This window comes from Kitasatospora sp. NPDC057223, from assembly GCF_042669755.1.
Classification (GTDB): Bacteria; Actinomycetota; Actinomycetes; order Streptomycetales; family Streptomycetaceae; genus Kitasatospora.
Genome location: NZ_JBHUWW010000020.1, coordinates 19540 through 34846, shown reverse-complemented (window position 1 = coordinate 34846; position 15307 = coordinate 19540). Strand labels below are relative to the sequence as shown.

Below are 15307 nucleotides of genomic sequence, written 5' to 3'. Positions count from 1 at the left end.
TCAGCACACCCGTGGAACTAGGAGACACCCTCAGTGAGTGGAACCGGCACAACGACGGTACCGTCCCTCCTCGACGAACTCGCCCGCAACGGAATCAGGTTGAAGCTCGCCGACGGCGGCGGGCTGGAGGTCAGAGCCCCGAAGGGGCGGCTCACCGCCGAACTGCGTGCGCAGATCGGCCTGCACAAGCCCGAGCTGCTGGAGCGGCTCGCCGGCCTGGCCGCCGACCGACCGGTGGACACCGCACTGCCGCAGGTCACCGCCGACCCCGCGGCCCGCTGGGAGCCGTTCCCGCCGTCCGACCTCCAGGCCTCGTTCCTGATCGGCAGCCGGGAGGGCTTCGAGTACTACGTCCGGCCGCACCAGTACTTCGAGTACGAGCTGCCCGACACCGACCCGGAGCGGCTGGAGGTCGCCCTCAACGCCGAACTGCACTACCAGCGCGGCAACCTGGTGGTGATCCGGGACGACATGCGGTTGCAGGCCGTCCGCGATCCGGCGCCCGCCCGGCTGCCCGTGCTCGACGTGCGCCACCTGCCGCCGGACGAGGCCGACCGCGCGGTCGGCGAGGTCCGCGCCGAGATGGCGTCCACCGAGCCCCCGCACGACCGGTGGCCCTGGGTGGACCTGCGGCTCAGCCTGCTGCCGGGCGGCCGGGCCCGGCTGCACCTGAACAACAACAACATCTTCAGCGACGCCCCGGCGACCCTGCGCTTCGTCAGTACGGTGCTCCGCCGCTACCGCGAACCGGACTGGGCTCCGCCGGAGTTGGAGATCACCTTCCGGGACTGCGTGCTCACCCTGGCCGAGATCGAGGAGTCCCCGCTCGGCCAGGCCGCCCGCAGCTACTGGGAGAACCGGATCGCCGACTGGCCCGAGGCGCCGTACGTACCGCTCGCCGCCGGCGCCGACCCGCGCGGCCGCTCGGACCTGCGCCGCCGCGAACTGCTGTTCCCGCCGCAGGTCTGGGCCGCGCTCAAGGAGAAGGCGGCGGCCCGGCACCTGACCACCACCAACCTGCTGTCCGCCGTGCAGGCCGAGGTGCTCGCGTACTGGAGCGGCTCCCGGCACTTCCTGCTCAACAACATGATCACGCACCGGCTGCCGCTGCACCCGCAGATGGCCGACGTGCTGGGCAACTTCGCCTCGCTGTACCCGCTGGAGGTCGACTGGCGCCCGGACGAGGCCTTCGAGGCCCGCGCCCAGCGGCTGCAGTCCCAGGTGCTGGCCGACGTCGGCCAGGTGTACTGGAGCGGGGTGAAGGTCCTGCAGTCGCTGAACCAGGCCCGCCGCACCCCCGGCCGGGCGGTCTGCCCGTACGCGATCGGCAGTGCGCTGTTCGTCGGGCAGCAGGACCGCCCGGTGCACAGCAGGCTGGAGACACCGCAGACACTGATCGACTGCGAGTTCTGGGACTTGAGCGACGGCAGTCTCTGGGTGGTCTGGGACGTCATCGAGACCATGTTCCCCGAGGGTCTGATCGACGCCATGGAGCAGGGCTACCGCAGCATGGTGGAGCAGCTGGCGGCCGGCGACGAGGCCTGGCGCAGCCCCGCGTTCGACCTGCTGCCGGCCGCGCAGCGCGAACAGCGGGCGGCGCTCAACCGGCCCTCCCGGCCGGTTCCGGCGGGCCTGCTGCACGACCGGCTGCGCCTGCACGCCGCCGAGCGGCCCAGCCACCCGGCCGTCCGGAGCGCCGGCCGCAGTCTGGACTACGGCGAACTCGGCTACGCGGCCGAGCGGATCGCGGCCCTGCTGCGCTCCCAGGGTGCGCGGCCCGGCGACCTGGTCGCGGTCGCGCTGCCGAAGGGCTGGGAGCAGGTCGCGGCGGTGCTCGGCGTGCTGACCGCCGGCGCGGCGTACGCCCCGCTCGACCCGGCCTGGCCCGAGGAGCGCCTGCGGGCCGTCCTCGCCGACACCACGGCCTCGGTCGTCCTGACCGACCTGGCCGGCCGGGACCGGCTCGCCAAGCTGACGGACGCCCCGGTCGTCGCGGTGGACGGACCGGCGGGGCCCGGCACGGCCGCCGCCACCGCCGACACCCCCGCGCGCAGCCCGCAGGACCTCGCGTACGTCATCTTCACCTCCGGCTCCACCGGCCGCCCGAAGGGCGCGATGCTGGAACACCGCGGACCGCTCAACACCATCGACGAGATCAACCGGCGCTTCCGGGTCACCTCCGAGGACGTGCTGTTCGGCATCTCCTCGCTCTGCTTCGACCTCTCCGTGTACGACATCTTCGGCGCCGTCCGCGCGGGCGCGACGCTCGTGCTGCCCGAGCCCGGCGAGCCCGACCCGCCCGCCTGGGTGGAGGCGGTGCTCGCCCACGGGGTGACGGTCTGGAACTCCGTGCCCGCCCTCATGCAGCTCCTCGTGGAGGAGGCGGAGGCCACCGGCCGGACGTTCCCCTCGCTGCGGACGGTGCTGCTCAGCGGCGACTGGATCCCGGTCGGCCTGCCCGCGCGGATCCGGGCCGTCGCGCCGAACGCGCAGGTGATCAGCCTCGGCGGCGCCACCGAGGCGTCCATCTGGTCGATCGTCCACCCGGTCGCGCCGGCCGACGCCCACCGGGTGAGCATCCCGTACGGCAGGCCGCTGGCGAACCAGAGCTGGCACATCCTGGACGGGAACGGCCGCTCCGCCCCCACCTGGGTCTCGGGTGAGCTGTACATCGGCGGCGTCGGCCTGGCCCTGGGCTACCTCGGTGACGAGGAGCGCACCGCGGCCGCGTTCACCGCCCACCCCGTCACCGGGGAGCGGCTCTACCGCACCGGCGACCTCGGCCGGTACCTGCCCGACGGGTCCATCGAGTTCCTCGGCCGCGCCGACCACCAGGTGAAGATCCAGGGGTTCCGGGTCGAGCCCGGCGAGGTCGAGTACGCGCTGCTGGAGCTGCCCGGGGTCGGCCAGGCCGCCGTGGTGGCACGCCGCACCGACTCCGGCAACCAGCTGGCGGCCTTCGTGACGGGCGCCGACGGCGCCCCCGCGCCGGACGCCGCCGGCCTGCGCACGGCGCTCGGCGAGCGGCTGCCCGGCTACCTGATGCCCAGCCGGCTCACCGTGCTCGACGCCCTCCCGCTCACCGCCAACGGCAAGCTGGACCGCGCGGCACTGCAGCACCTCGGCCAGGACGAACAGGCCGCCCCGCGCACCCGCACGGCGCCCCGCACCCCGGTGGAGAGCACCCTGGTGGAGATCTGGGAGTCGGTGCTCGGCACCGGGCCGATCGGCGTGCACGACGACTTCTTCGAACTCGGCGGGCAGTCCTTCACCGCGCTGCGGGTGATCGGGCAGATCGCCCACCGGCTCGGCCGCCGGCTGCCGCTCGGCGCCCTGCTGGAGCGGCGGACCATCGCCCGGCTCGCCGACTGGCTGGCCGCGCGGGAGCAGGAGTGGTCACCGCTGGTACGGCTGCGGGAGGCCGCGCCGGACGAACAGCCGTGGTTCTTCGTCCACCCCGCGGGCGGCAACGTGCTCTGCTACCGCGACCTCGCCGAGCAGTTGGGCGAGCCGTTCCTGGCCTTCCAGGCCCCCGGCCCGGCCGGCGGCGGCGCGCCGCTGGAGACGATGGCCGAGCTGGCCGGGCTGTACGTCGCCCGGTTGCGGGAGGCTGTGCCGCACGGCCCGTACCGGCTCGGCGGCTGGTCCTCCGGCGCGGTGATCGCCGCCGCGATGGCCGAGCTGCTGGAGGCCGCCGGCGAGCGGGTGGAGCGGCTGGTGGTGATCGACGCACCGGCCCCGACCGCCTCCCGGGAGATCGGAGAACTCCAGCTGCTGCACTGGTTCCTGGAGGATCTGGACATCGGCTTCGACCCGGCCGGGGCAGCCCCCGCGGCACTCGCCGCACTCGCCGAGCTGGCCGGGCTGCCCGAGGCCGGGCGCACCGAGCGCACCGCGGAGCTGCTGCACCTCGCGGCAGGCCCGGCCGGCGGTCTCGGCCCGGCCGAACTCGCCACCACGCTGGCCGTGTTCCGGGGCGTCGTACGCGCCTGCAACCACTACACGGCCGGGCGGATCGCCGCCGACATCACGGTGCTGCGGGCCGCGGACGGCCAGGTCGGCGAGTTCGCCGGCCACCCGGAGGCCGCCGCGCCGGACTGGGGCTGGGCCGGGCTGACCACCGGCCGCACCCGCGCCACCGCCGTCCCCGGCACCCACCACACCCTGCTCACCGGCCGGTCGGCCACCGCCGTCCGTGACGCGATCGCCCGGCCCAGCGAAGAGGACGTCCCACGATGACCCAGGACCTGCTCGTCCGGCTCCACCAGCAAGGAATCCGCCTGCGGCTGGTCGACGGCCGCCTCGACGTCCTCGCCCCGGCCGGCTCCCTCACCCCCGAACTGCGCGCCGAGCTCAAGGCCCGCAAGGAGGACCTGCTCGCCGTCCTCCAGGGCGTCGAGGCCGGCACCGCCCGCCCGCCCCTGGTGGCCGCACCGGCCCGGCGCCACGAGCCGTTCCCGCTCACCGACATCCAGCACGCCTACTGGGTGGGCCGCCGGCCCGCCGTCGAACTGGGCGGGGTCGCCACCTACGTGTACTTCGAGCGCGAGCGCGGCGGGCTGGACCTCGCGCGCCTCGAACAGAGTCTGCGCCGGGTGATCGAGCGCCACGACATGCTCCGCGCCGTCATCCAGCCGGACGGCGCCCAGCGGGTGCTGCCCGAGGTGGCGCCCTACGAGATCGCCGTGGACGACCTGCGCGCGCTGCCCGCCGGGCAGCAGCAGGCCAGGCTCGCCGCCACCCGGGCCGCCATGGACCACCAGGTGCTCCCGGCGGACCGCTGGCCGCTGTTCGACGTCCGCGCCTCGCTGCTGGACGACGGGGTGCTGCGGCTGCACATCGGCCTGGACATCCTGCTCGTCGACGGCTTCAGCATGTACGTGCTGTTCCAGGACTGGCGGCGGTTCTACGAGGATCCGTCCTGGCAGCCGGAGCCCCTCGAACTCTCCTTCCGCGACCACGTGCTGGCCGAGGAGGAGGCCCGCTCGGGCAGCCGCTACGCCAAGGCCGAGGAGTACTGGCTCGCCCGGCTGGACGAGCTTCCGGCCGCGCCCGCCCTCCCGCTGGCGACCTCGCCGAGCCGCCTCGGCCGCCCCGAGTTCACCCACCGCAGCGGCCGGCTGGCGCGGGAGCGCTGGCAGCAGGTCAAGTCGGCGGCCCGGGCCAGGGGTCTCACGCCCTCCTCGGTCCTGATGACCGGCTACGCCGAGGTGCTGCGGATGTGGTCCCAGCAGCCGGACTTCACGGTCAACCTGACGCTGCTGAACCGCCCGCCGACACACCGTCAGATCGACAGTCTGATCGGCGACTTCACCTCCGTGACCCTGCTCGCCGACCCGGACCGCCCCGGCGAGCCGTTCGCCGCGCGGGTGGCCCGGCTCCAGGAGCAGTTGCTGCGTGACCTGGAGCACCCGGAGTTCAACGGCGTGCGGGTGATGCGCGAGCGCTCCCGTCGCGAGGGCGGCGGCCCCGGTGCGAGCATGCCGGTGGTGTTCACCGCGATGATCCTGAACGGTGACGGCGAGGACCCGTCGGCCGGCATGGACTTCTTCGGCCCGCTCGTGCACCAGATCAGCCAGACCCCGCAGGTGTGGCTGGACCACCAGGTGACCGAGGAGCGCGGCGACCTGGTCTACAACTGGGACGCCGTCGAGGAGTTGTTCCCCGCCCGGCTGCTCGACGACATGTTCGCCGCCTTCGGCCGGGTGCTGGAGCGGCTCGCCGACGACCCCGTCGCCTGGGACGCCGCCGCACTGGCCGAACTGCCGCACTGGCAGGCCGAGGAGCGCAGCCGCGCCAACGACACCGCCGCGGACATCCCCGCCGGGACGCTCTACGGCCTGGTCGCCGACCGGGCCCGGCAGACCCCGGACGCCGTCGCGGTGATCACCGAACTCGGCGAGTACAGCTACCGGGAGGTGCTCGCCGAGGCGCACCGGCTGGCCCGGGTGCTGCGCGCACTCGGCGCCGAGCCCAACACGCTGGTCGGCGTCGTCCTGGAGAAGGGCTTCGACCAGGTCGCCGCGGTGCTCGGGGTGGCCGCGGCCGGCGCCGCCTACCTGCCGGTCGACCCCGGCTGGCCGCAGGCGCGCCGCGACCAGCTGCTGGAGCAGGGCCGGGTCACCGTCGTGGTCACCGCCCCGCACCTGGCCGAGGCGGCGCCGCTCCCGGCCGGGATCCGGGCCGTCACGCTGGCCGACGACGACGTCCGCCGGGCCGACCCGGCGCCGCTCGGGGACGGCCCCGCGCCCGAGGACCTGGCGTACGTCATCTTCACCTCCGGCTCGACCGGCCGCCCCAAGGGCGTGATGACCGACCACCGCGGTGCGGCCAACACCATCCAGGACGTCAACTCCCGCTTCGCGGTGAGCCCCGACGACCGCGTACTGGCGCTGTCCGCGCTCAGCTTCGACCTCTCCGTCTACGACGTGTTCGGCGTCCTGGCGGCCGGCGGCGCCGTCGTCCTCCCCTCGCCGGCCCGCCTCACCGACCCCGCGCACTGGACGGAGCTGGTGCGCCGCCACCGGGTCACCGTCTGGAACTCGGTGCCGGCCCTGATGCAGGTCTGGACGGAGAACGCGCCCGCCGAGGCCGGCTCCGCGCTGCGCCTGGTGCTGCTCAGCGGCGACTGGATCCCGGTCTCGCTGCCGGACGCGATCCGGGCCGGACACCCCGGCGCGCAGGTGGTCAGCCTGGGCGGCGCCACCGAGGCGTCCATCTGGTCGGTGCACCACCCGATCGGCGAGGTGCCCGGGGACTGGACGCGCATCCCGTACGGCAAGCCGCTCGCCAACCAGCGCCTGCACGTCCTCCACCAGGGCTTCCGTCCGTGCCCGGTGTGGACCCCGGGCGAGATCCTGATCGGCGGCATCGGCGTCGCCAAGGGCTACTGGGCCGACCCGCAGCGCACCGCCGAGCGGTTCGTCACCCACCCGCAGACCGGTGAACTCCTCTACCGCACCGGGGATCTGGGCCGCTACCTGCCCGGCGGGGACATCGACTTCCTCGGCCGGATGGACTTCCAGGTCAAGCTGAACGGCTACCGGATCGAACTCGGCGAGATCGAGGCGGTGCTGCGCACCCAGCCCGCCGTCGCCGAGGCACTCGCCTCGGTGGAGACCAACCCCCGCACCGGGCGCCGTCAGCTGGTCGCCCACGTGGTGCGCACCCCCGGCACCGACGAGGACGCGGCGCAGGTGCGGACGGCGGCGGAGAAGCTGCTGCCCGGCTACATGGTGCCGCAGCACGTCGTGTTCATCGAGCGCCTGCCGCTCAGTGCCAACGGCAAGGTGGACCGCTCGGCGCTGCCCGCCCCGTGGCAGGACGCCGGACCGGAGGAGCACACCGCTCCGCGCGACGCGCTGGAGGCGCAGCTGCTGGCGATGTGGGCGCAGGCGCTCGGCAACCAGGACTTCGGCGTGCACGACAACTTCTTCGAGCTCGGCGGCGACTCGCTGCACGCGGTGCGCATCCTCACCCGGATCCGCACCGAGCTGGGGATCGAGCAGGACGCCGAGGAGGACCTGGAGATGCTCTTCGACCACCCCACCATCGCCGAACTGGCCGGCACCCTCGCCGACCGGATCGGACGCTGACCGGTGGACACCGACCCCGACGAGCCGCAGGGCGGCTGGGACGACGTGGTGGTCGGCGCCGGCTCGGCCGGCGCGGTGCTCGCCGCTCGGCTGACCGAGGACCCGGGCCGGCGCGTCCTGCTGCTGGAGGCGGGCACCCGGACGGGCGGCGGCGACAGCCCGGTGCTGTCCGGCGCCAACTGGGAGTTCTCCGCGTACGTAGGCGACGCCGGTCCGGACGGCCGGCTGTACCCGTACCCGGTGGGCCGGGCGCTCGGCGGCTCCTCCGCCGTGAACGGCGGGCTCGCGCTGCGCGGCCTGCCGGCCGACTTCGACGGCTGGGCGGCGGCCGGCCACGACCGCTGGGCCTGGCGGCACGTGCTGCCGCACTTCGTCCGGCTGGAGGCCGACGCCGACTTCAAGGGCGACGGCCCCGGGGGCGAATGCCACGGCTCGGACGGGCCGCTGCCGGTGCGGCGGCCCGCCGGCGCCGAACTGACGCCGCTGGCGGCGGGGTTCCTGCGGGCCTGCCGGGCGCTCGGGATGCCGGAGGCCGCCGACCTCAACAGCCCGGCGGGCCTGCTGGGCGCCGGGCCGATCCCGCTGAACACGGTCGGCCGCAACCGGGTCTCGACCGCCGACGCCTACCTGGCGCCGGCCCTGCACCGTCCCAACCTCACGGTGTGGGAGTCGAGCCGGGCGGTCCGCGTGCTGACCGGGGGCGGCCGGGCCACCGGCGTGAGCGTGCTGCGCGACGGGCGGCCCCGCACCGTTCGGGCCGGCCGGGTGACGCTGTCCGCGGGCAGTGTCAACACCGCCGCGCTGCTGCTCCGTTCGGGTATCGGGCGGGCCGACGCGCTGACCGCGCTCGGCATCCGCCCGGTGGCCGACCTGCCGGGCGTCGGGGAGAATCTGGGCGAGCACGCGATCATCGCGCTCTGGGCGCTGACCCGGCCCGGGGCCGGCGACGCCGGCGATCCGATGCACCAGGTACTGGCCCGGATCTCCAGCCGGGGCGGGCCCACCCCGGATCTCAACCTGACGCTGGTCAACACCCTGGCCGGCCTGGCCGTCCCGGGTATCGCCGAAGTACTGCGCGGACGCCCGGCGATGTCGCTGCACGCGACCCTGCTGAGCCCGGCCTCGCGCGGCGCCGTCACCCTCGGCCCGGACGGCGGGCCGGTGATCGCGCTGCGGCTCGCCTCCGAACCCGAGGACGTGGACCGGCTGATGGCCGGGATGCGGCAGGTCTGGGAGCTCGTCCGGCACGCCGAGCTCGGCGGGCACCTCGACCGGGTGCTGGTCTGGACCGAGCGGATGGTGCAGGACGACGCACTGCTGCGGCGCTCCGTCACCCGGTTCGTCTCACCCGCCTGGCACCCCTGCGGCACCGCCCGGATGGGGCCCGCCGACGACCCGGGCGCGGTGGTGGACCAGCAGTTGAACGTCCACGGCGTCGACGCGCTGCGGGTGGTGGACGCCTCCGTCATGCCGGCCGTCCCCAGTGCGCCGACCAACCTCAGTTCCGTCATGATCGCCGAGAGGGCAGCCGGATGGATGCGATAGCCACCAAGGTTCACCAGGACTGGGCGGTGCGCTGGCGGCCCGCCCCGGACGCCGCGCTGAGACTGTTCTGCCTGCCGCACACCGGCGGCGGCGCCGGACTGTACCGGCAGTGGGCGGCCGAGACCGGACCCGGGATCGAGCTGGTGTCGATCCGGCTGCCGGGCCGGGAGACCCGCTTCCGGGAGCGCCCCCACGACTGCCTGGACGAGCTGGTGCCCGCCCTGGTCGACGCGATCACCCCGCAACTCGACCTGCCGCACGCCTGGTTCGGTCACAGCATGGGCGCGCTGCTGGCGTTCGAGGTCTGCCGCGAGCTGCGCCGGCGCGGCCTGCCGGAGCCGGTCCGGCTGCTGGTGTCGGGCCGCCGGGCCCCGCACCTGCCGGCCCGCACCCCGCCCGTGCACGCCGCGCCGGTCGAGGACCTGCTCGCGCATCTCGCCGAGCTGAACGGCACGCCGACCGAACTCCTCTCCCTGCCGGGTGCGTTCAAGGCACTGCTGCCGATGCTCCGGGCGGATTTCGCCGTCTCCGAGACCTACCGGTGGCGGCCGGAGCCGCCGCTGGACTGCCCGGTGTCCGTGCTCGGCGGCGCGGCCGACCCGGTCGCCGACCCGGCGGAGCTGCTGGCCTGGCAGCACCACACGACCGCCGACTGCTCCGTGCGGCTGTTCGCCGGTGACCACTTCTACCTCCACCAGGACCGCGCGCCGGTGATCTCCGCGCTCACCGCCGCACTCCTGCCCCACATCGCCCCCGGCCGGAGGACACGGTGACCGACACCGCCGCGACGACCACCCAGCCGTTCCCGATGACCGACCTGCAGGCCGCCTACCTGGTCGGTGCCAGCCCGCTGATGGAACTCGGCGGGTTCCGTCCGAACCTCTACTACGAGCTGGACCTCGTCGACTTCGACCCCCGGCGGGCCGAGCACGCCCTGCGCCGGCTCGTCGACCGGCACGAGCACCTGCGCACGCTGATGCTGGACGGCGGGGAGCAGCGCGTCCTGCGGGAGGACGAACTCACGCCCTTCCGGCTGCGGGTGGTGGACCTCACCGGGGCCGGGCCCGAGCAGCAGCGGATCGCGCTGGAGCGCACCCGGGAGCGGATGCGCGACCAGGGCCCCGACCCGGCCGGCTGGCCGCTGTTCGAGATCACCGCACTGCGGCTGCGCCCGCACCGGACCAGACTGCACCTCGCGATGAGCCTGCTGCTGCTGGACTCCGGCAGCACCCGCCGGCTGCAGGACGAGTGGTGGCAGCTGTACCGCGATCCGCAGGCCGAACTCCCGCCCGTCCGGGGCACGTTCCGGGAGTGCCTGCTCGCCCTGGCCGAGCGCGAGGACACCGAGGGCTTCCAGGCCCACCTGGCCTACTGGCAGGCCCGGCTGGACACCCTCCCGCAGGCGCCCCGGCTGCCGCAGGCCACCCGCCCGGCCGCCGCCTCCCCCGTCCACCTGACCCGCCGCTCCTTCACCCTGGACGGCGGGCAGTGGAAGCGCCTGCGCGCCAACTTCCGCGCCCACCGGGTGCTTCCGACCACCGCGCTGCTGCACGTCTACGCGGAGGTGCTCGGCGGCTGGGCGGCGGGCCCGCACTTCTGCCTCAACGTGCTGCACCAGAACTGGGCCACCGGGCACCCGGAGGCGGCCGGTGTGGTCGGCCAGTTCAGCGCCACGCTGCCGCTGGAGGTGGACCTCGCGGCCGAGGGCGACTTCTGGGCCCGCGCCGGGCGCCTGCAGAAGCAGCTCTGGCGGGACCTGGAGCACGGCGACGTCACCGGCGTGCGGATCACCCGTGAACTGGCCGCCCGCCGCGGCTGGACGTCCTCCGCCGCGCTGCCCTACGTGTTCAACAGCATGCTGGGCCCCGCCGACACCCGGCCCCAGGAGGGGCTGCGGGCCTGCCGCACGGTGCACACCGGGCTGCGGACGCCGCAGGTGCTGGTCGACAACCAGACCAAGGACGCGCCGGGCGGCGGCATCGAGTGCGTCTGGGACGTGGTGGACGAGGCCTTCCCGCCCGGTCTGCCGCAGGAACTCTTCGACGCCTACCGGCGGATGGTCGAGCAGCTGGCCGGCCCGGACGGTGCGCAGCTGCGGCCCGACCCGGCGCCGCCGGCCCACCGGCCGCTGGTCGAGGCACTGAACGCCCCCGCGCCGGCTCCGCAGGGCCGGCTGGAGGACGGCTTCCTGGAGCAGGCCCGGCGCAGCCCCGGGGCCCCGGCCGTGGTGAGCACCGGGCGCACGCTCAGCTACGCCGAACTGGAGGACGCCTCCCGGGCGGTGGCCGCCCGGCTGGCGGCACTCGGGGTCGGCCGGGGCGACCTGGTGCCGGTGGTGATGGCCAAGGGCTGGGAGCAGGTGGCGGCCGTGCTCGGCGTGCTCCGGGCCGGCGCCGCCTACTGCCCGGTCGACGCCGCCACCCCGGGCGAACGGACCGGCCGGCTGCTGCGGGCCTGTGCGGCCACCGTGGTGCTGACCCAGTCGCACGCCGGCGCCGACCTCGGGCCGGCCGGCGGGTTCACCGTGGTCGAGGTGGACCGCCTGCCCGGCGGCGCCGGCCTCCCGGAGCTCTCCGGCCGGTCCCCCGACGACCTCGCGTACGTCATCTACACCTCCGGGTCCACCGGTGAGCCGAAGGGCGTGCTGATCGAGCACCGGGCGGCGCTGAACACCGTCCTGGACGTCAACGAGCGGATCGGGCTCGGGCCCGGGGACCGGGTGTTCGGCATCTCCTCGCTCAGCTTCGACCTGTCGGTCTGGGACGTCTTCGGCGCCCTCACGGCCGGCGCCGCCCTGGTGCTGCCCGCCGCCACCCCCAGGCCCGACCCGGTCGGCTGGGCGGCGCAGGCCCTCGAACACGGCGCGACGGTGTGGAACTCGGTGCCCGCGCTGGCCGAGATGCTGGTGGAGGTCGCCGAGCAGCGCCCCGGGGCGGGCCTGCCCCCGGTCCGGGCGTTCCTGCTCAGCGGCGACTGGGTGCCGGTGCCGCTGCCCGGCCGGATGCGCCGGCTCTGGCCGGGGACGAGGGTGCTGGCACTCGGTGGCGCGACCGAGGCCTCGATCTGGTCGAACCTCTTCGAGGTCGGGGAGGCCGATCCGGCCTGGAGCAGCATTCCGTACGGCGTGCCGCTGCGCGGGCAGACCATGCGGGTGCTGGACCACCGGATGGGGCTGTGCCCGCCCTGGGCGACCGGCCGGATCCACATCGGCGGCACCGGCCTGGCCCGGGGCTACGCGGGCGACCCGGAGCGCACGGCCGAGCGGTTCGTCCGCCACCCGCGGACCGGCGAACGCCTGTACGTCACGGGCGATCTGGGGCGCTACCGGCCGGACGGGACGATCGAGTTCCTCGGGCGCGAGGACCGCCAGCTGAAGATCCAGGGGTTCCGGGTGGAGCCCGGCGAGGTGGAGGCGGCGATCCGCAGTCACCCGCAGGTCGCCGAGTGTGCGGTGGGCGCGGCCGACGGGCCCGGCGGGCAGCGGCAACTGGCCGCCCTGGTGGTGCCGGCGGACGGCGCCGACCTGACCGGCCTGGGCCGGTACCTGGGCGAGCGGCTGCCGTCCTACCTGGTGCCGGGCCGGATCCACCTGCTGGAGCGGCTGCCGCTGACCGCGAACGGCAAGGTGGACACGGCCGCCGCACTGGCCGCGCTCGCCGCGCGGCCCGTCGGCCCGTCGCCGGGTGCGGCGCAGGCGCTGCCCGACGACGGGACGCTCAAGCAGGTCGCCGAACTGTGGACGGAGCTGCTGCAGACCGAGGTGCTCGGCCCGGACAGCGACTTCTTCGCGCTGGGCGGCAACTCGCTGCTGGCCCTGCGGCTGGTGAACCGCATCCACACGGCCCTCGGCGTCGACCTCCGGTTCGGCGAGGTGTTCGAGGCCCCCACCCTGGGGGCGCTCGCCGCCCGGGTCGCCGAGGGCGGGCGGCGATCCAGCTGCGCCGTGACGCTGGCGGGCGGTACCGGTCCGGAACTCTTCCTGTTCCATCCGGTCGGCGGCTCGGTGGCCAGCTACCTGCCGCTCGCCCGGTCCTGGCCGGGCCCGGTCCGCGCGTTCCAGAGCCGGGCCCTGCTGGAGGACGGCGACGACGCCCTGGCGCCGAGCCTGCCGGCCATGGCCGCCGGCTACCGGGAGGAGCTGGAGCGGCTCCGCCCGGAGGGCCCGTACCTGCTGGGCGGCTGGTCGATGGGCGGGGTGCTGGCCTACGAGGTGGCCCGGCAGCTCGCCGAGCGCGGCCGGCCGTCCCGGGTCTTCATGATCGACAGCAGTGTGGGCGAGCACCGGCTGCCGGCCACCGAGACGGAGCGGCAGTCGGAGTTCCTCACCGACCTGGCCGGCGGCCGGCTGCCCGAGGGGGTGGCGGCCGCGGTGCGCGGCGCTGCGCCCGGGGCCGAGACGGCGGCGGCCCGGGACGCCGCCGTCCGGCACGGCCTGCTGCCCGCCGAGCTGGACCTCGCCGCGTACCGCCGGCTGGCGGCCGTCCACGCGCACAATCTGGCCGTGCTGGGTGCCTACCGCCCGGGCCCGTCCGAGCAGCCGACGCTGCTCGTGGTCGCCGCCGCCGAGCGGGCGCGGCGGGCCGCCGACCCGGCCGACGCCTGGCGCGAGCTGTGCCCGGGCATCGAGGTGCTGGAGCGCCCGCAGGACCACTACTCGATCGTCGCGGAGCACGAACTCGCGGCCGTGGCCGGCCTGGTGGCCGGCCGGCTGGACGGACCGACCGCGCCCTCCACCCACCGAACCACCGGCACCGTCGAAAGGGAATCCACGCAATGACAGAGCACGGACACATGAGCGAACGCGTCGCCCGGACCTTGCGCGGCTCCTTCGCCGGGAGCGTCCACGTGCCCGGCGACGAGCCGTTCGAGAGCGAGCGCCTCGCCTGGATGCGCGCCGTGGAGTCGCGCCCGGCCGTCGTCGCGACGGCCTCCGGGGCCGCGGACGTCCGGGCCGCCGTCCTCACCGCCCGCGAGCACGGGATCCCGTTCGCGGTGCAGTCCACCGGTCACGGCGCCGTCCGCCCGGCCGACGGCGCGCTGCTGCTGCGCACCTCGGCGCTGACCGAGGTCACCGTCGATCCGGAGCGCCGCACCGCCCGCTTCGGCCCGGGCGCCACCTGGGCCGACGTCATCGCCGCCGCCGCACCGCACGGCCTCGCCCCGCTGTCCGGCACCCCCACGGTCGGGGCCACCGGCTTCACCCTGGGCGGCGGCATCGGCTGGCTGTCGCGTGAGTACGGCTACGCCGCCGACAGCCTGGTCAGCGCCGAGGTGGTCAGCGCCGCCGGCCGGCTGCACACCGCCAGCGCCGAGGAGCACCCCGACCTGTACTGGGCGCTGCGCGGCGGCAGCGGCAACTTCGGGGTCGCCACCTCGCTGGAGGTCAGGCTGTACCCGGTCGCCACGGTCTACGCGGGCGCGGTGATGTTCCCGGTCCAGCGCGCCGGCGACCTGCTCGCGTACTACCGCGAGTGGGCGCCGCAGCAGCCGGACCAGATGTCCACCGCCGTCCTGCTGATCCGGATGCCGCCCGGCCCGCCGATCCCGGAGCCGATGCGCGGCAAGCAGTTCCTGGCTCTGCGGGTCTGCTTCGACGGGCCGGCCGAGGAGGCCGAGCGGCTGCTCAAGCCGCTGCTGGACACCGGCGGGCAGCCCGTGATGAACGGGCTCGCCGTGATGCCGTTCGCGCAGTCCGGCGCCGCGATCACCGGGCCGCCCCCGCCGCCGATGGTGGCCGTCCAGGTGATCGACCTGTTCCGGGAGCTCCCCGAGGACGCGATCGACGCGATGGTGGACGCGGCCGGCGCCGACTCCCCCGCGCCGCCGATGTCCACCGTCGAGGTCCGCCACTGGGGCGGCGCGATGGCCGAGGCGGGCCCGGACGCCGGGCCGGCCGGCCACCGGGACGTGCCGTTCTCCGTCATCACCACCGCGATGATCCCGGCCCCCGCGCTGGACGCGCCCGTCCGCGCCTGGGCCGACGCGCTGGCCGCCCGGCTGCGGCCGTACGCCACCGGTGGCACGTTCCTGAACTTCCTCACCGACCCGGCGCTGACCCGGACGGCCTTCACGGAGCAGAACTACGCGCGCCTGGTCGAGGCCAAGCGCACCTGGGACCCGGACAACGTCTTCCGGCTGAACCACAACATCCCGCCGCACTGACCGCC

6 protein-coding genes are annotated in these 15307 nt (G+C 75.2%); all 6 read left to right on the top strand.

What is annotated here, in order from left to right; translation table 11 throughout:
• The first annotated feature begins 33 nt into the window (after window positions 1-33).
• Genes ACFUK0_RS10860 through ACFUK0_RS10835 form a run of 6 tightly spaced genes read left to right on the top strand, consistent with a single transcriptional unit; the run spans window position 34 to window position 15302 of the window.
• Window positions 34-4239: an amino acid adenylation domain-containing protein gene (locus ACFUK0_RS10860; protein ID WP_380248439.1), complete on the top strand. Its 4206-nt coding sequence runs from the start codon at window positions 34-36 to the stop codon at window positions 4237-4239.
• Window positions 4236-7595, top strand: a complete 3360-nt coding sequence (locus ACFUK0_RS10855; protein WP_380248437.1) for an amino acid adenylation domain-containing protein — start codon at window positions 4236-4238, stop codon at window positions 7593-7595. The genes ACFUK0_RS10860 and ACFUK0_RS10855 overlap by 4 nt, the downstream gene beginning before the upstream one ends.
• Window positions 7596-7598: 3 nt before the next feature.
• Entirely contained in the window at window positions 7599-9140 is a 1542-nt protein-coding gene (locus ACFUK0_RS10850; protein ID WP_380248435.1) for a GMC family oxidoreductase, read from the top strand.
• Window positions 9128-9913, top strand: a complete 786-nt coding sequence (locus ACFUK0_RS10845; RefSeq protein WP_380248433.1) for a thioesterase II family protein — start codon at window positions 9128-9130, stop codon at window positions 9911-9913. The genes ACFUK0_RS10850 and ACFUK0_RS10845 overlap by 13 nt, the downstream gene beginning before the upstream one ends.
• Window positions 9910-13917, top strand: a complete 4008-nt coding sequence (locus tag ACFUK0_RS10840; protein ID WP_380248431.1) for an amino acid adenylation domain-containing protein — start codon at window positions 9910-9912, stop codon at window positions 13915-13917. The genes ACFUK0_RS10845 and ACFUK0_RS10840 overlap by 4 nt, the downstream gene beginning before the upstream one ends.
• On the top strand, window positions 13914-15302 hold the full coding sequence (locus ACFUK0_RS10835) for an FAD-binding oxidoreductase (protein ID WP_380248429.1): 1389 nt from the start codon (window positions 13914-13916) through the stop codon (window positions 15300-15302). The genes ACFUK0_RS10840 and ACFUK0_RS10835 overlap by 4 nt, the downstream gene beginning before the upstream one ends.
• The last annotated feature ends 5 nt before the right edge of the window (window positions 15303-15307 follow it).

Bases quoted from the DNA above. Each gene is read 5' to 3' on its own strand.
- ACFUK0_RS10845 (WP_380248433.1), top strand. From the start codon at position 9,128: ATGGATGCGATAGCCACCAAGGTTCACCAGGACTGGGCGGTGCGCTGG.
- ACFUK0_RS10855 (WP_380248437.1), top strand. From the start codon at position 4,236: ATGACCCAGGACCTGCTCGTCCGGCTCCACCAGCAAGGAATCCGCCTG.
- ACFUK0_RS10835 (WP_380248429.1), top strand. From the start codon at position 13,914: ATGACAGAGCACGGACACATGAGCGAACGCGTCGCCCGGACCTTGCGC.